At 68.8% G+C, this 17806-nt stretch carries 11 protein-coding genes and 1 pseudogene; 6 read left to right on the top strand and 6 right to left on the bottom strand.

What is annotated here, in order from left to right:
* Positions 1 to 133 precede the first annotated feature (133 nt).
* From ABZ783_RS31420 to ABZ783_RS31440, 5 genes are all read right to left on the bottom strand, one after another.
* On the bottom strand, positions 134 to 1861 hold the full coding sequence (locus ABZ783_RS31420; RefSeq protein ID WP_357444667.1) for a fatty acyl-AMP ligase: 1728 nt from the start codon (positions 1859 to 1861) through the stop codon (positions 134 to 136).
* 133 nt (positions 1862 to 1994) lie between these two features.
* On the bottom strand, positions 1995 to 2858 hold the full coding sequence (locus tag ABZ783_RS31425) for an AfsR/SARP family transcriptional regulator (protein ID WP_357444670.1): 864 nt from the start codon (positions 2856 to 2858) through the stop codon (positions 1995 to 1997).
* A 14-nt stretch (positions 2859 to 2872) separates the two neighbouring features.
* Complete coding sequence (locus ABZ783_RS31430; protein ID WP_357444673.1) at positions 2873 to 3631, bottom strand: alpha/beta fold hydrolase; 759 nt, start codon at positions 3629 to 3631, stop codon at positions 2873 to 2875.
* A gap of 159 nt (positions 3632 to 3790) precedes the next feature.
* Positions 3791 to 6394: a class IV lanthionine synthetase LanL gene (gene lanL, locus ABZ783_RS31435; RefSeq protein WP_357444675.1), complete on the bottom strand. Its 2604-nt coding sequence runs from the start codon at positions 6392 to 6394 to the stop codon at positions 3791 to 3793.
* A 41-nt stretch (positions 6395 to 6435) separates the two neighbouring features.
* Entirely contained in the window at positions 6436 to 6627 is a 192-nt protein-coding gene (locus ABZ783_RS31440; protein WP_073837521.1) for a hypothetical protein, read from the bottom strand.
* A gap of 399 nt (positions 6628 to 7026) precedes the next feature.
* Here ABZ783_RS31440 and ABZ783_RS31445 point away from each other — a divergent pair, with 399 nt between their 5' ends.
* The 4 genes from ABZ783_RS31445 to ABZ783_RS31460 all read left to right on the top strand — a co-directional run bounded on the left by ABZ783_RS31445 (position 7027) and on the right by ABZ783_RS31460 (position 14348).
* Positions 7027 to 8910 (top strand): ABC transporter ATP-binding protein, encoded by a 1884-nt coding sequence (locus ABZ783_RS31445; protein ID WP_357444810.1) that lies wholly within the window; start codon positions 7027 to 7029, stop codon positions 8908 to 8910.
* Positions 8911 to 9111: 201 nt separating this feature from the next.
* On the top strand, positions 9112 to 12039 hold the full coding sequence (locus ABZ783_RS31450) for a tetratricopeptide repeat protein (protein ID WP_357444679.1): 2928 nt from the start codon (positions 9112 to 9114) through the stop codon (positions 12037 to 12039).
* Between the two features lie 853 nt (positions 12040 to 12892).
* Complete coding sequence (locus ABZ783_RS31455; RefSeq protein ID WP_357444682.1) at positions 12893 to 13579, top strand: VanZ family protein; 687 nt, start codon at positions 12893 to 12895, stop codon at positions 13577 to 13579.
* A gap of 556 nt (positions 13580 to 14135) precedes the next feature.
* Positions 14136 to 14348 (top strand): hypothetical protein, encoded by a 213-nt coding sequence (locus ABZ783_RS31460; protein ID WP_357444685.1) that lies wholly within the window; start codon positions 14136 to 14138, stop codon positions 14346 to 14348.
* 230 nt (positions 14349 to 14578) lie between these two features.
* On the opposite strand, the gene ABZ783_RS31465 is transcribed toward ABZ783_RS31460, so the two are convergent.
* Positions 14579 to 16303 carry a TROVE domain-containing protein gene (locus ABZ783_RS31465; protein WP_357444689.1) on the bottom strand — a complete coding sequence of 575 codons (1725 nt, stop codon included), beginning with the start codon at positions 16301 to 16303 and terminating at the stop codon, positions 14579 to 14581.
* Positions 16304 to 17023: 720 nt separating this feature from the next.
* Between ABZ783_RS31465 and ABZ783_RS31470 the strand changes: the two are divergent.
* Positions 17024 to 17293: pseudogene (locus ABZ783_RS31470) on the top strand (hypothetical protein); the annotation flags it as partial.
* 24 nt (positions 17294 to 17317) lie between these two features.
* Positions 17318 to 17674, top strand: coding sequence for an alpha-L-rhamnosidase C-terminal domain-containing protein (locus ABZ783_RS31475; protein WP_357444813.1), 357 nt, complete (start codon positions 17318 to 17320; stop codon positions 17672 to 17674).
* The last annotated feature ends 132 nt before the right edge of the window (positions 17675 to 17806 follow it).

Below are 17806 nucleotides of genomic sequence, written 5' to 3' on the forward strand. Positions count from 1 at the left end.
AGGGCGGCGTGCAGGGCGTGGTGGTCGACCGGCCCGTCGAACCGCAGCGCGTTCGGCAGGTTGTAGGTGGCACTGGGCCCCTCGAGCTGAGCCAGGAACCACAACCGGCGCTGCGCGTACGAAGCTGGATAAGTCATGACGGCGTTTTCCCCAGACGCTCGCTCATACCTGGAGCCAGGCTCACGTAGATCGGGTCCAGCCCCGACTCTAGAAAGAGCTGGCGCATCGCGGATCTCCGCGTCTTTCCACTCGTCGTCTTGCGTACGGCGCCCGGCCGGACGAACACCACGCTGGCTCGGCCGATCCCGAACTGCTGCGCCAGTCCGAGCCCGAGCCGCGCCGCCGCCTGGGCGAGGTTGTCGTGCTGGCGTCCGCGAATCTCCTGCACGGCCACCACCTGGTGGTCCTCGATCGCGAAGACCGCGGAGGAGCCGACGGGCAGATCTCCCGCCAGCTCCTGCAGCGCACATTCAAGGTCGTGGGGGTGCAGGTTGCGGCCGTTGTAGATGATCAGGTCCTTGATCCGCCCGGTGACGTAGAGCTCCGCGCCGTCGCGCACGCCGAGATCACCCGTACGCAGATAGGGCCCTCGCCCGTCGGTGGTCGTCGCGCCGAAGATCTCCTCAGTGACCTCGTCCTTGCGCCAGTAACCCCGGCTCACGCTGGCGCCGGTCACCCAGATCTCACCGACCCGGCCGTCCGCCAGCGGCATCCGGCTCTCCGGGTCCACGATCAGCACGTTGTCGTGCAGAATCGTCCCGCTGCTGATGAGGATCTTGCCGCCTGGTCCGGTCATCGGGGCCAATCGGCCGTGCGCCAGCTGGTCGGGATCGACTGTCGCCTTCCCGACCGGCTGACCGGCCGGCCTGCCGGTCACGATCAGGGTGGCCTCGGCCAGGCCATAGCAGGGCAGGAACGACTCCATGCGAAAGCCGGCGGGCGCGAACCGCTTGGCGAATCGCTCCAGCGTCCGGTCGTTGATCGGCTCGGCGCCGTTGAGCGCGGTCTCCCAGTGGCTGAGGTCCAGCTCCGCCGCCTGATCTTCGCTGGTCACCCGGGCGCACAGGTCGTATGCGAAGTTGGGGGCCGCGACGCACTGGATCCGGTGGCGGGCGATGAGCGCCAGCCACCTGGACGGTCGCTTCAGGAACTCCAGCGGGGGCAGCTGGAGGAGCCACCCGCCGGCGTACACCGGGTACAGCAGCTGCCCGATCAGGCCCATGTCGTGGATGTGCGGCAGCCAGCCGCACACCCTTATCGCCGGCTTCCGGCCCACGAACGAGTCGATGAGATCGAGGTTGCTCAGCAGGTTGCCCTGGCTGACCATGACACCCTTCGGGTCGCTGGTGGAGCCGGAGGTGTATTGCAGCAGGGCGAGGTCGTCCGGGGTCGGCAGCTCCAGCGGCACGTCGCCCGGCGACGGGTCCGCGGTGTCCGCCACGGTGATGCAGGGCAGCGCGCGGTAGCCGTTGCCCGTTGCCCACTCGCGGACGGTTTCCCGCGACTCCTCGACGGTGAGGATGAGCGCCGGCTCCGCGTCGGCGACCATCCCCGCCAGCCGTTGAATGCTCGTAGGCGACCGTTCCGGCAACGGTGCGGGCACCGCGATGAGGCGCGCGTACGAGCATGCGAAGAACGCGACGGCGAAGTCCAGGCCGCTGGGGAAGAGCAGTAGCGCCCGCGCGCCCGGCTCGAACCCCGCGGCGGCCAGCCGTGCCGCCAGCCGGCGCGATCTCTCGGCCAGCTGCCCGAAGGTGAGCCGGTCCGCTATTTTTTCCTCGTTGATATCCGGAATGAATGCGATGGCCTCGCGCTCCGGATGGCGCTCGGCCTTGTCGTTCAAGACGTGCGCCAACGTCATTCCAGGGCCGCCTACCATATTCGCCCCTCTGCGCATGCGATATGGAATAAGCGCTAATCTAGCAGGCGGCTTTAAAGGTCATCTTAAAGCGTGCTTAAGCGGGGCCGGTAATGGCGCTGGCGTGGTCTCCGGTTCAGGCCGTTTTATCAAGCTGGAGCAGTTCGAAGGTCGAGTCGATCGGAATCGGTTCACGCAGCAGAATCAGCTGGTGAAGTCGCTGCAACTGGGTGCCGGGATCGAGGCCGAGTTCATTGCGCAGGGCTCGGGCGAGTTCGCCGTACACGTCGAGGGCGTCGGCCGGCCGGCCCTGCCGCTGCAGGGCGATCATCAGGTAGGCACACAGATTTTCGTGAAACGGATGGCGCGAGGTCAGCGCGTACAGTTCGCTGATCACCTCGGTGTTCCGGCCCAGTTCCAGGTCCAGCAGGATCTTCCGTTCCCGCGCGGCCTGGCGCATCTCATTCAGCCGGCGTGCCTCCGCTTGCAGGTCCGGGGTGGTGCAGACGTCCGACAGGGCCGGCCCGCGCCAGAGCGCGAGCGCATCGGACAGGAGTTGCGAGGCCATCTTCGTCCGGCCGGTGTCCTGTGCGTTCCGGGCCTCTTGCCAGTATTGCTCGAAGAGTGCGAGATCCAGCACGTTCTCGTCCACCTCGAGCATGTAACCGGGTGGCTGGGTGACGATTCGCGCATAGCCCGGTGCCAGATCCGTGGTGTCGAGGACTTTCCGGATGTTCGAGACGTACACCTGGAGTGCCGTCTTCGCGGTCTTCGGCGGCGATTCGTTCCACAGCTCACGAATGAGGTGCTCGATCGGGATGGCGCGATTGTGGCCGCACAGCAGGTTCGCCAGCAGAATGCGAAGCTTCAGGGCGCGGGGGCTGCACGACTTCCCGTTCTTGGCGGTCAGGCTGAGCGAGCCGAGAATCCTCAGTTTGGGTATCTTCGCTTCCGTGGGTGAGGGATAAGTGAAACCGGCCGGGGTGTAGCGAGAAGACATTCAAAATCCTTGCTCTACAGGGGTGTGTCGAGCAAATCGCCGTGCAGCCTGCTGAGCAGGCGATCGTAGTTTTGGTCGAGGAAGAAGTGACCCCCCGGGAGTTCGTCAACGGAGATGCTGGTGGCGAGGTCTTTCCACGGTGCGATCGCGGTCCTGTCCACCAGCGTGTCGTCCCGGCCGTACAGGATGCTGACCGGGGTCTTCAGCCGCAGGCCGGAGCAGGTGTAGGAGTGGAACAGATGCAGATCCGAGCGCAGGATCTCCAGGGTCATCTCGAGCAGGGCAGGATTCGCGAAGACGTCCTCCGGGCTGCCCATCCGGCGCAGGAAGTCAATGGGGTCGTCCACCGAGGGTGGGCCCTTCTGCGGGGCGTTGCTGCCGGCGGCAACGATGCTGCGCAGGCCGTTCCCGCCGGCCGCCTCGACGCGCACGGCCGTTTCGTAGGCCATGACCGCGCCGAGGCAGAGGCCGAGAAAGGAATAGGGAATGCCTCGTGGTTCGACCGCCTCGAGGACCGACTGCGCCACATGGTCGGCCAGCGCGCTCATGCTTTGCACCGGTGGTTCGGCGAGCCGGGACATGCGTCCGGGTAATTCCACGGTCACGCATTCGGCATTCGCCGCGGCGACTTCGCGAAGTTTCGCGAAGGATCCACCGCCACCCCCGGCCGGTGGAAAACAGACGATAATCATGGCCGGCGGCTCGCCGCTGCGCGGCTGGGAGCGCACCCATTTCTGTGCGCTTGACCTACCGTTGCTTGACCGTTCACGCATCCAATGACACCTTCCTTCTGCCGGGCGTGGAAAACACAGCGCGTACACACTGAGGCGGTACAGATATCTGGCGGTTCATCACGTACACGGGAGGGCGAGCGGGTACCGGCGCCTGCGGGCGCCCGGTCGGGTCATCGGTGCGGTGACTGGTCGTCGGGATCAACTGCGGACGAGAGCCGGGCGGTTCGCCGGGTGGCCCGCCGTGCGTAGCGGAAGGTGGCTGTAGGGCACGACCTCCGGCGTGTCCGGCCGGTTGAGTCGACGGAGGAAGGCGAGGATGCCCGCGTTCCCGGTCGCCCACGACCAGGGCGCGTCCTGCCGGTTCGAGTTGACGAACAAGGGCGAGCCGTCCGGGCCGTGGCTGCGGGCGAGGAGTTGCGGGACGACCGCGTGGGCGGCCCGCTGGTGTTGGTCGTCGCCGGTGTGGCGGGCACAGTCAATGAGGAATCCGCCGACCCCGGTCAAGCCGCAGCACTGGCTCAGGCCGCCAAGGCGGGGGATCCAGGCGGTGCAGGCGTCAGCCGCTGACACGGCGGTCGTGGTGAACTCGGAGGCGTCGAAGAGTTCGGCGGCGTGCAGCAGGGTGCGACCGATGCCGGCGAGTCCCTGGCACCAGGACACAGACAGTGGGATCGCCCGGGGGTCGCGGGCCCGCCCGATCAGCACCTCGGCGCGGTTTCGTAGCTCTTGGGACCGTTCGTGGGCGGCCGCCCGTACGTCTGGGTCGGCGGTGCGGGCGGTGTAGGCGATGAGCAGGTCGATGACGCCGGCGCGGCCGTGGGAGTAGCTGGCTGACGGGTCGGTGTCGATCTCTTCGGGCAGCCCGGCGTCGAGGGCCACCGACAGGGTCATCTCGGTCTTGGCCAGCAGGTTGTCCACGCAGGCGCGGGCGGCGTCGAGGTGCGCCGGGTCGCCGAGGACATCGGCGAGGTACAGATGGCCGAGTCCGACGCCGGCGGTGCCCGTCATGATGTCGTCGTGCTCGTCGTCGACGTTGTACGGAACGGCGGGGATCGCGGGGAGCGCCACGTCGAAACCGGCCTGCCTGAGCTGTGCCAGGAACAGGTGGCTGCCGGTGGAGCCGAGGAACAGGCCGGGCGGCACGTCGATCCGTGTGTTGGCTCGGACGGTGTGCTCGGCCAGCTGGTGCAGCAGCTCCGGTACACCGGGCTGGTGGCGGTGGTGCAGCAGTTCCAGGCCGACTCCGGCGCTGCCGGTGTAGATGCTGCCGTCCACGTTGGCGAATGCGGACGCCGGCTGCCGCAGCTGTCGGTGCTCGACCTCCCACAGCAGCTGATCGAGCACCTGCTGTTCGAGGACGATGGGATCGGCGGTCGGCATGCTCTGGCGGCGGGGCGTTGCGCGGGTGCGGGCCGCCCAGTCTTCGTTGGCCAGCGTCCGCAGCGCCGCCGTGGCCTGTTCCGGCGTGCCCTGCAGCAGCTCGGCCACCAGGTCGGTGAAGGGCGCGTGTCTGGGACCGAGGATGCTGGTCAGCGACTGCAGTGCCCGCTGTGCGGGCACGTCGGCCTCCGTCTCGTCCACCACGGGGGACAGGCTGGTGGCTGCGAAGGCGAGGGTCATCCCCAGCGAGTAGTGGTCGTTCGACGGGGTGGCCGGGCCGTTGCGCATCTGGTCCCAGGAGGCGTAGCCGTGCGTGCCGCCGGGCACGTGCAGGCCGTCGAGGGCGGAGATGCCGAAGTCGACGAGGTGTGCCCGGTCGGCGCCGAGGACGACGTTGCGCGGGGTGATGTCGCGCATGACCACGCCGCGGGTGTGCAGCGCCAGCAGCGTACGGGCGAGTTGGGCCACCAGCTGGGTGAACCCCGGCGACACGGGTGTGCCGGCGCGGAGCATGGCGCCCTGGTTACCGACCCGGTACGCCAGATCCTGGTCGCCGACGTCGGTGGTGACCAGGAACTCGTCGTCGCCGTGGGCGAAGTGGTCGATGAAGGCGGGCACGCCGGGCACGCCCTCGCAGGCGGTGAGCACCCGTCGCTCGTTGCGGAGGCGGGAGCGGGCGTCGAGGCCGTTGCCCGAGTCGCCGACGTGCGCCCTGGCCTGCTTGACGATGACCACCCGGTCGGTGGTGGTGTCGCGGGCGCGGAAGACGCTGCCCTGCGCGGTGCGCTGCACCCCGTCCTCGGGCCGGTACCGCCCACCGAGCAGCTCTGGTGTTTCGTCGTCGCTCTCGGGCCGGAACGGATCGGTCACCCAGTCCGGCTGGCGGTAGTCCAGGTCGGCGACCGCGTCGAAGGTCTCCCCGTGCGGGCCGGGGATCTGGATCGACATGAGACCGCGCTGGCCCCGGAACCAGCGAGCAACGAACGGGCCGTAGCGGTAGTAGACCGGCGCGTCGCCGTCGATCCGGCGGTCGCTGAGCACCCGCGGTCCGGGATGCCCGCGCAGCAGGTCGACGAGCGCGAGGCCGAGGTCGCGTACGTGGTCCTGCTGGGGGTAGACGGTGATCGCCTTGCCCACCCCGGCGGGCGTCTCGATGCCGTAGTTCATCGCGGTGAGCACGCCGCTTGTGCTGGCGAGCTTGAAGCTGCACCCCACCTCGAGCAGGAACGGGACCGTCCGGGCCGCCGTGGCCGCGAAGTCTTCCGCCCGTGACGAGACGTGCAGCTTCCAGCCATGGTCCGGAAGCTGTACGTCGTCGCGGTCCACGTAGGTCCACTGCGGCCTGAGGCGCACCGTGTACCGGCCGCCGTACCGTTCATCGACGAGCCGTTTGACGAACGGTCCAGATTCCCAGTCGGACACGGACACCTACCTCCTCGGCAGCGGAGATCGTCAGGGATGGGTCAGACGGTGCGGCCGGTGGCGATGCAGCGGTCGCTGATCCGGTCGGTGCACGGACCGCAGGTGTACGGGCAGCGGTTGGCGGAGTGCAGCGACTGCTGCACGTCTTCGAAGTGGACCCGCGGTTCCACGGCCGCCGGTCCGCCGTTGCGTGGCGCGAGTTCGAGCAGGGCCGCCTGCAGTCTCTGGGTCATGTTCGCCTCCGTCGAGGTAGCTGAGCGCGACGGCGTGGTCGCCGGTCCGCCCTGGACTGGCGCGGACGCTAGCGTCGGCCGCTAACTAATCACTAAGAATCAGGGCGCGGCTGCGGGCGGTGATCGGTGCTGCGGAGCTCCGCTGACTGGTGCGGCGATCGAGCGACCCCGCAACCGCCCCGCGTCGGCGCTCACGACGTCCGCCAGGAACGGATCGATGTTCTACGCTCGACGCTCGCAGTGGTGCCGTCGCTCACTGGGGGCCGTCGCGACCCGGTCGGCGGAGCGTGAGGAGGCATGCCCATGACCGAAACCGCCATCCCGGGTGACCAGCGCACCGCCCCCCGTTCTGCCGCCCCGCTGCCCTCGGCGGAGCCGGTACTGCCCGAGCTGCGGGAGATGTGGTGGGAGACGGGCCTGCGGGCGCGGGCCGAGGCCGGACTGTTCGCCGTCTTCGCCGAGTTGCCCCGACTGGTCTGGGTGGCGTTGCGGGTCAGTTGGCGCGCTGACCGCATCCGCACTGGCGTGGTGGCCGCCACGACGGTCGGTGCCGGGGTGCTGGCCGCCTTCGGGCTGCTGGCCACCCAGCAGGTGCTGGTCGAGCTGTTCGCCGGGGGGCCGACCGCGGACAAGGTCGAATCGGCACTGCCCGCCCTCGCCGCGCTGGCGGGGGCGACGGCGCTGCGCGCCGGCATGGGTATCGCCAGCGGGTACGCACAGAACGGACTCACCCCGCGGGTGAGCCGGGAGGTCGAGCGCGGCCTGTTCGAGACGAGTACGGCCGTGCGGCTGGAGGCGTTCGACGCGGACGCCTTCGCCGACGACATGGAACGGGCCTCGCGGGGGACCGACTCGGCGATCTCGCTGGTGCAGGCGTCGATGAACTTCCTCGCCGGCCTGGCCGGTCTGGTCGCCGTCGCGGTCGCCGTGGTGGTCATCCACCCGCTGCTGTTGGTGGCGCTGCTGGTCGCCACGCTGCCGAGGGCGTGGGCCTCGCTGCGGGCGGGACACCTGCAGTATCGGACCTACACGGCGGGCTCGGTACGCCGACGCCGTATCTGGCTGCTGCACCGGCTCATGGCCGAGCGAGTGTCGGCCCCGGAGCTCCGCTCGTACGGGCTGCGCCGGTTCCTGCTCGATCAGTACGACCGGGTCATGGCGGTGGAGACCGGCATCCAACTCGCGCTCGCTCGTCGGGTCACCACCACCACCACGCTCGGGTCCATGATCGGCGGACTGGCGACCGGGGCGGTGTACGTGCTGCTCGGGCTGCTGCTTGTGGACGGGCAGATCCCACTGGCCGCTGCGGCGACCTGCGTGATCGCCCTGCAGGCCGCGCAACGCTCGTTGGCCGTCGCCACCACTCAGGTCGACAAGGTCTACACCGAGGGCCTGCACTTCGGCGACTACACGGGGTTCATGACCCGAGCCGCCGCCTACCTGCCCGATCAGTCGGGCGGGGAAGCGCTGGAGCCGCTGCGTGAGCTGACCGTCCATCAGGTCAGCCTGCGCTACCCCGACCGGGATACCGCTGCCGTGGACGGCGTGACGCTGACCATCGAGAGGGGTCAGACCGTGGCCTTCGTGGGGGAGAACGGCTCCGGCAAGAGCAGCCTCGCCGCGTTGATCGCCAACCTGCGGGCGCCCACCTCGGGTGTCATCCGTTGGAATGGCCGGCCGCTGGCCGACTGGAGCACCGACGGGTTGCGGGCCCGGATCGCCGTGGTCACTCAGGAGTACCACAAGTGGCCGTTCACTGCGGCGACCAACATCGCCATCGGGGACGTCCACAGCGAAGCGAGCCTGGACCGGATACAGGCCGCCGCCGCCCGGGCCGTCGCGCACGAGATGATCGAGAATCTTCCGTACGGGTACGAGACGTTGCTCGACCGCACCTTCGCCCACGGCCAGGACCTCTCCGGCGGGCAGTGGCAGCGCATCACCGCCGCCCGCGGCTTCCTCCGCGACGCCGACCTGCTGATCATGGACGAGCCGTCCTCCGCCCTCGATCCGCGGGCTGAGGACGCGCTGTTCCAGGCGATCCGGGACCGGCAGGGGCGGGCCACCACCATCCTCATCACCCACCGGCTGGCCAACGTCCGCCACGCCGACCGGATCTTCGTCCTACACGACGGCGCCCTGGCCGAGAGCGGCAACCACGACGAACTCATGGTCGCCGGTGGCCGGTATGCCGAGTTGTTCACCCTTCAAGCGGCGGGCTACCAGGGCAACGTTGCCGGGGCAGGATCGGCCGTCGGCCTCGCTGACTCTGCGGCATGCTGAGCCAGCAGAAAAAGTTGACATCCATCCTGCAATTCGGAGCACCGACATATGGAAGTATGCCGGTTTTGATGCCAAGTCGGGTTGCGGAACCGCTGGTAGGTTTTGCGAGTACTCACCGTGACTAGGCTGCGGTGCGACGCGAGGGCTGAAAGCGCCCGGGTGACAAACCCATACGAAGTGACCGCGATACCGAGGTGGCAGTTGACCTTGGAAGCTGATGAGGATCTCTACTTTCGCGCACTCGGCCCGCTGACCGTCGAGTGGCGCGGCCAACCGGTGGACCTGGGCGGGCCGCAGCGCACCCTGGTACTCGCCCTTCTCCTGTCCCACGCCAACCAGCCCGTCTCCATGGACGTCCTCGTCGACGAGCTGTGGCGGGACGCGCCGCCGCGGTCGTACCGGGTGCAGCTGCAGGGGCTTGTCTCCGACCTGCGGCGTCGGTTGGCGCCCGGCGGCAGCCGCGCCGCCGCCCCCATCGTTACCCGATCCTCCGCCTACCTGCTCGAGGTGGCTGCCGACCGGTACGACCTTGAGCAGTTCCAGGCCGGGGCAAGGGCGGCAGGCAAGGCACGGACCGCCGGTGACAACGCGACCGCGGTACGACTGCTGCGCACCGCGCTCGCGCTCTGGCGTGGACCGGCCTTCAGCGGCCTGACAGGCCGGGTGATCGAGCACAGCGCGGCCGCCATGGACGAGGCCCGGGTCGATGCCGCTGCAGAGTACGCCGATGCGCGAATCACCGACGGGCAACTCGACGGCCTGACCCCCGAACTGGTCCGGCTGATCGCTGAGCGCCCCCTGGACGAGCGCTTCTCCCGGCACCTGATGACGGTGCACAGCCGGCTGGGACGGCGCTCCGACGCACTGGCGGTCTATCGCGAGTTGCAGCGCCGGACCGTCGCGGAGCTGGGCATCGAACCGTCAACGCAGTCGCAAGAGCTGCACCGGCGGATTCTGACCGGGGATCCGCAGCCGCCCACCCCGCACAACGCCGGCCAGGCGCTGGAGAGCGCGTACCGGCACCTGCCACCCGACATCGCGGAATTCGTCGGCAGGCGACGCGAACTGGCGGCGCTGATGGGCGCGGCGACCAGCCCACCGGACACAGCCGTGCCCATCGTCACGGTCGAGGGCATGGCCGGTGTGGGCAAAACCCGCCTGGCGGTACATGCCGCCCACCGGCTCTCCGCGATTTACCCGGACGGGCAGTTCTATGTCGACCTGCACGGATTCACCGAGGATTCGGCGCCGGCCGACCCCGGTGAGGTGCTGGAGTCCCTGCTCCGGCTGCTGGGCGTCCCACCGTCCGGAATTCCCGAGAAGATCGAGGCCCGCGCGGCGGTGTTCCGGGACCGATTGTCCGAGCAGCGAGTGCTTCTCGTCGTGGACAACGCAGCCGAAGAGTCACAGGTTAACCCGTTACTGCCGGCCAACCCGGGCTGCCTGGTGATCGTGACGAGCCGACGCAGCCTCGCCGTGGACGGTGCTCACACCGTCCGGTTGGACGTGCTGCACCGGGAGGAATCGTTGGACCTGCTCACGATGATCGTCGGCCGCGACCGGGTGACCGCCGAGCCGTCCGCGGCCGACGCGCTGCTGGCGCGCTGCGGTCATCTGCCGTTGGCCGTCGCAGTCGCCGCGCGGCGGCTGCGAGCGCGACCGGCCTGGCCCATCAGCCATCTGCTGTCCCGGCTGACCGACGAGAACCGCAGGCTGGACGAACTGTCCGTCGGCGGGCGAGCGGTTCAGGGCGTCTTGGCCCTGTCGTATCGGGCGCTGGCTCCGGACCGCCGAAGGCTGTTCCGGCTGCTCGGCGTCCACCCCGGCAACGACGTGACCGCGGCGTCGATGGCGGCACTGGTCGGCTGCGAACCGGCGGCCGCGCAGCTCGCGCTCGAATCGTTGCTCGACGAACACCTCGTGCAGCAGGCGGAAGCGGACCGGTATCAGATGCACGACCTGCTGCGCGAATACGCCGCGCGGCGGTGCCTCACCGAGGACACCGAAGACAGCATCGCGGCCGCCAAAAGACGGCTGCTCGACTGGTACGTGGCGACGACCGACGCCGCGACCCGGCTGATCCGCAGGTTCCCGCTCCCACCGGTCGGGCAGCCTCCGGCACCGGAGGCTCCTCCGGTCGAGTTCGCCGACGAGCAGCACGCACTCACCTGGCTCGACGCGGAGTACGCGAACCTGATCGCCGCCGCCCGGACCGCTAGCAGCGGCCCCTGTCAGCGGCAAGTATTGCTGCTCGCCCATCTGCTGCAGCCCTACCAGATTCGGCGCGGCCACACCGATGACTCGATCGAGATCCTGCTGCGTGCCGAGACCGCAGCCCGCCAGCTCGACGACCCCGGCGCCGAAGCGCACACCCTGACCGAACTGGGCCAGGCATACAACACCGCAGGCCGGACAGATCCCGCGCTGACGCAACTCCGACAGGCACTGCCCCTGCATCACACGCTCGGACAGCCCGACGGCGAAGGGATCACCCGCAACAACCTCGCCCTGGTGTACCGCCGGCTCGGCCGACACCACGAGGCGATTGCTGAATACCACCGGGCCATCACGCTCTTCCGATCCACCGGCGACAGACAGTGGGAAGCCGCCGTACTGAGCAACCTCAGCATCGACCTGCACCTGCTCGGCCGGGACCGGGAGGCGCTCGACCAGGCCAAACGGGCCCTGGCGCTGCAGCGGAAGCTCGGCGGCCCCGGCGTGGCGAGCCTGGAGAACAACGTCGGCCTGCTCCATGCCCGGCTGGGCCGGCACCCCGAGGCGGTCCGGTACGCCCAACGGGCGCTCGCCTTGCAACATCGCACGGGGAGTCGCCCGGGCCAGGCAAACGCCCTGGCCAACCTTGCCTTCAGCTACGCCCGACTGGGCCGGCACAAGGCAGCCATCCGGGCTGGTCTGGCCGCGCTCGATCTCGCCCGCGGACTCAGCCCCGACATCCAGTCGAACGTGCTGAACACCCTCGGCGAGGCGTACTTTCTCGCTGGCGACCACGAGACGGCCCTGCGCCACCACCGGGCAGCCCTGGCCATCGCTGACCGGATCGACGAGGCAGATGAGCAGGCCCGGGGCCGAGCCGGAATCGAGAAGGCCACCATCCTCGCCGCCGGGTGACCACGACCTCGCAGACAAGCCGAAAATCGAAGTGGTCAGGGTTCGCTGCTCCCGGCCTGGATGGTGCCGGCTGTCCTCCTGGGGCCCGCTGGCACCAATCACGGGGCCATACCGCATCGACGCATGGCTTTGTATGCCGTCGTGGTGACGCCGGCATGATCGGGTAAGGCACGGAGCCCGGCGGAATAAGCCACCCGCCGTTGGCCGCGACCGCCGCTCGATCCGCTCATACCTCCGCCACACTGCGGGGCTGAAGTCGGGGGCAGCGACGGCGAAGCTGTGGGCGGCCAGCTCGGCGGCGCGATTGATGACGTCGGCGTCGGTCGAGTGATCGGCGACGACTACGCAGGGGCGGGTACGGTGGTGCATTGGGCAGACCTCCGGCCTCCGTCAAGACCCTGGGATCGGCGTTGCAGCGCTGCCCGGATCGCTCCTTCTCGGGGCACGGGCCCTGTGCGGCACTGACACGTGATCCGCGTCTGGCGCATCGCATTTGGTGGAAAATGGCTAAATTCGTCGACGCGAGCCCATCGGAGAAGGGCATGGGCGTAGTTGTGCAGGGCTTCGCGCAGCGGAGCTGCCGGTGCGCTGCCGGACGGAGCGAACCGAGCCGCCGGTGGCCGGGCAGATCGACCGATCGTGCGGTCCGCACTGCGCCAGGCCGAGCAAGCGCTGGCCGCCCGGTTCGTGGACCGGTTGCCCGTTGACGTCGACAGCCGGCTGCAGGCCTTGGTCGGGCCGAGGTGCCGGGCGACGACGCCGGGGATTGCGTGTATCGCGGACGTATCCAAAAGTGCATACGCCACTGCAACGGCCCTCCGTTTCTAATGGGTGCATGAATCAGAGTGCATCCGTGTCAGCGCCGCCGCGCCGTACGGGCAGGATCGTGCTCGTCAGCCTGGCGATCCTCGGCCTGGCGGGCGCGGCGTTCGTCGTGCGGCGGCCGCTCATGATGTCCGCTCCGAGGTGCATGGCCGGGCGGTGGCACGGCTGCTTCGATACGTTCAACGGGGTTCTGCTCATGACGCTGGTCGGCCTGCCGTTGGCCGCTCTGTTGGCGTGGGCTCTGGCGCTCAGTCGGCGTGCTGCCGGCGTCCCGTCGGCGTGGCGGATGTCGCTGGCCGAGGTGGGCATGGTCTACGGGACGGTGCCGCTGGTGTGGCTGACCATGATGCCGGGCCCGGGCGCCGGCATCGTCCCGGGCCGGGTGAGCCTGGTCCCGCTGCGGGACCTGGTCACGATGGGGCCGATCGGGATCGGCGGCAACCTGCTGATCTTCGCGGCGCTGGGGTTCTTCGCCCCGATACGGTTCGCGGCGCTGGCGTCCGTGCCGCGGATCCTGGCGCTCGGGGCAGGCTGCTCGGCCCTGGTCGAGACCGCGCAGTACGTCCTGCGGTTGGACCGGGTTTCCTCCGTGGATGACGTACTGGTCAACGCCGCCGGCGCGGTGCTGGCGGCGCTGGCGTCACGCCACTGGTGGCGCACTACGGCGGAGGTGGCATCGGACCAGCCGCGCCCCGCACCGGCGTCGGCCGAATGAGTCGCGTGCCCGGTGCTGACAAATAGGGTAGCTAGGACCCTTGTCGCCAGATTCTCGGCGTTTGTGTCATTTGAGCAGGCGTAATGTTGTGTTGTCCGCTCCACATTTTGCAGACATGGGTTTTGACCAGCCACTTTGGCTGGCGCGGCCGTCGCCACGGCGGCCGGACATCGGCGCAGCGGGTGGCGGGCGGCCGGCCAAGGTCGGGCCGCGGGTCCCTGCGTGAGTTTGGCCCGAGGTTGGGCCACAGGCTGACCAACTTGATTGGGAATCGTCGGTGATCCTAAATTGGCCGTGTGGATCATGGTGCTTCGTCTTTGGGCTGGTTCGGGGGAGATTCCGGTGACATGGGCCGGTCGTGATCACGAGTTCTCCTGGATCGATGTCGCGGCGATGAGCCGGTGACCGGAAAGCTGCCGCTGGCTGAGGGCGAGACTTCCCGTACCGCTTGCGCCCGCGCCGTACTCCGATCAGGGGTGGACGAGGGGACCGATGAGGTCCTGTCGCAGGCGGTGCTTGCGCAACGTGTCGGCTGGTGTGCCGATCTGTAGCGGGGATGGTCTCCGCGTTGTTGGCGCAGCGTTGGAACGCGGGCGATGTGGAGGTGCTCGCCTCCGGTGTGGACGCCGGCGGCCGGAAGCTTCCGTCGAACGCGTGGATGGCGCTGCGGCGCTTGGGCTGGACGGCCGCCACGCTGGTGGGTGTGAGGGTCAATGACCGGATCGTGCGCATGGCCCAGGAGCAGGCCGGCGTGCCCTGCGCTCGGTGAAGTGGCGTGCCGACCTGACCGCCGCAGTACTGGCGACGTGGCCGGGCGATCCGCGTCAGCGCAGCGTGCAGGAGTGGGAGCAGGTACGCGAGGCGGTTCCGGGCGGGCCCGAGGTGCCTACCGGCACTCAATAGGCGGTGTGAGTGAAGGCGCACAGACGATGGCCGTCGTGCCTGAAGCGGATCCTGCGTTGCGGCGTCGGCCTCAGGAGGCCGACGCCGCAACGGACATCAGAACGGCCACTGGTCGCGGGATCCGGCCTCGATGAGCGGGATCATCGCGAACGCGGCGTCGGACAGACCGCCGAACGTGTGCCGGTTCCCAACCGTCGGCGTGTGCCCGACCCGGTATCCGGCCAGGTTCCACGTGTACACCGGAACCCGTGCGGGCACCGCCGCCGCCACGTCCGCCGAGCCGTGCCAGTGCGCCTGCTCGTCGGTGAGGATGACCACCCGATCGTGCTGGTCGTAGTGCGCCCGAACGGCCTTCTCGGTCTCGGTCCCGCCGCCATAGAAGTAGCCGCCGTCCTTGAACCGGCGCACCGCCGCCAGCACCGACTCACCTGCCACGGCCGGGAACACCTTGGTGGCATTGGAGAACGACACCACCGTCGCGTCCTGCGCCCGCGCGGCCAGCGCGAGGCCGAACACAGTGGCCGCGTCCCAGCAGCGCAGCGTGCCGTCCTTACTGAACGCGCTGTTCATCGACCCTGACGTGTCGATCAAAATCAGAGTCCGCGCGTCCAGAGCGGGCACGTTCACCAGCGCATGCTGCAACGCCTTCTCCAACGGGTACGCCCACCGCAAGCTCGGTGCCGCGTTGTACGCCGACAGGAAACGCATCGGCAGTACGCGCGAGCGCGCGACCTCGCCCGGGGCGGACAACTTCGCCGCCACCGTCTCGGCGACAGCGTCGCTGACACCGGCTTGGTCGAAGTTGCGCAGGTTGCGCAGCAACGCCAGGTAGCCCATGGTCGGGATGATCGCCTCCCACGCCGCAGCGTCCATGGTGGTCTGCCGCCAGCCGGCGAGGGCCTCCCACGTCATACCGGCCGTGCCGAGAACCGCCGGGTCGGTGACCGCCCGGCGCTGCTCGACCGGCAACGCCATCAGCTGCGCCCGGGCCGCCAGCACCGTCAGCGACGCCGGTAGTGGGTTGTCGCGCTTGTGGCGCCGGTCCAGTGCGTGCCGGAACAGGTCACCCTGCCGCTCGTCCTTCGCCGTCGGGTGGGTCAGGTCGATGACATCACCGAACCGCACCGCACTGCTCTCGGAGTCGTACTTGAGCAGACTGCGCTCGTGATACAGCCGCACGACGGCATCCGCGATGCCCCGCTTGACCGGCTTCGGCAGTGCCCGGCCATACCGCCCCAGCCAGTACGCCAGCGCCTCACCCGGCTCGTCAGCACGCTGCAACGCAGCGTCCACGATCGCCCGCGAACCCGGAACGCCCGCCGCGACCTGCGCACGGGCACCCTCCAAGGCCGCCACGACCGTCGCCGAACGCAGCATCGCGCCAGTACGCAGCCACGGCACGAACCGGGCAAACCAGTCGGGGTCGGCGACCGCGACGGCGGCGATCAACTCGCGGAACCGAGCATCCCGATCAGCGGCACCCTCGTAAAAAGTGTCCTCGCCGACCATGTTCGACACGGCCAGCAGGAAAAGCTCGGCACGCGGATCGCGGGTGAAACCCGGCGCACCCTCGGCGGTCACGATCGCGTCGGCCTCGAATCGGCCTCGTGCCGGTTCTGGCGCAGCTTGAAGTTGAACTTGGCCATCACGTCCCCCCACGCCGGTCGAAGACGGGGAGACGCCACCACACCGTATACCCGAGATCAGAAGTCGGCGACGGACTATGTCCGCTGCTCTGTCCGATTGAGCTATCAGCCCGAAGACCTCGGGGGACTCGAACCCCCAACCTGCGGATCCCTGAAGTAACCGTTGCCTGCGCACCGGGTATGCGGTGTGGTCGCGCCTCCCGAGATCAGAAGCCGGTGACGGACGGGCTCTTCACCGGGGTCGTGGACCCCTCCAAGATGTAACCGTCACCTTCGCACCGGGAAGTGCGTGCACGACGCTAGCTGCGGCAACCGTGGCCGGGCAACAGAGTTTGCCATCCCGTGATCATGGCGAAGACGACTATCACGCCGCACACCCGAGATCAGGGTCGGACACGGCGTCAGCGGGTTCGAACCGCAGGGCTTCGAAGGCCCCTTGCCGAGAAGTAGCCGTGTCCATCGCACCGGGTATGCCGCGTGAACGCGCCTCCCGAGACCAAAGCGGCGACGGCGACTGGCCCTTGCGGGCCAAGGTGACCTTGGCCACTGGTCGACACCGCCAAAGGCGGCGGCGGGATTCGAACCCGCGTCTCCCCGTTATAAGCGGAAGTAGCCGTTGCCTGCGCACCGGGAGGTGCCGAACGCACGGTAAGGGACCTCACGCACATCAGCAAGCCCAAATCCCTACGGACACGGTTCGAGGCAAGCTGATCGGCCACGCCTTGCCGATCACCCACTCCCCGCCGGCAGGGGCGGTCGGCCCGCAGAAGTACACGAAGCTGGCCTCGGACATCAAGGAGGCGTTCAACCGTTCTTCAACGAGTCGCTCGGCTACTACACGGCCAACGGCAACGCCGGCACCACCGGTGCCACCCAGGCGGCGCAGGCGCTCGCCCTCGACGCCGGACTGGTGCCCGAGGACAAGCGTCAAGGTGTGCTGGACTACCTGGTGCAGAACACCTACGCGTTCCAGCCCAACGGCGGCGGGCCGCACTTCAGCGGCGGCACCATCGGGCTCGCTCCGACCGTCCGGGCCCTCTTGGACGGTAACCGCGACGACGTGCTCTGGGACGTCCTCCAGGAGGACACCCAGCCCAGCTACGGGTACTTCATGCAGTCCACGACGGCGAACCCGGGCGGCATGACGACAGTGGGCGAGCGCTGGACCCGCGGCGACTCCAAGAACCACATGATCCTCGCCCAGATCGAGGAGTGGTTCCAGTCCGGCATCGCGGGCATCCGCGCCGCCGGCGGCTCGATCGCGTACGACAAGCTGGTCTTCCAGCCCAAGGTGGTCGGCGACCTGACGTTCGCCGAGGGCAGCTACAAGACCCCCAAGGGCATGGCACACAGCTCCTGGAAGAAGTCCGCGAGCGAGTTCTCCCTTACGGTCACCGTACCGACCAACACCACCGCCGAGGTTTGGGTACCCACTGGCGACGGCCAGAAGGTCAGTACGCCACGGAGGGCGACCTACCAGCGGGCCGAAGACGGGTACACCGTCTTCTCCGTCCCGGCCGGCCAGTTCACCTTCAACGCCGCCTGAAAGACGAGTGACGAGGTCCTGGGCCCGTGCCCAGGACCTCATCACTCCTCGGTTACGTAGCAACACCCAACACCGCGATGTTCCTACGGCTCGCCACGCGGATGGCACGCCATACCCCGTCTACCGGCAAAT

The sequence above is a fragment of the Micromonospora sp. NPDC047738 genome (assembly GCF_040642675.1).
Lineage (GTDB): Bacteria > Actinomycetota > Actinomycetes > Mycobacteriales > Micromonosporaceae > Micromonospora.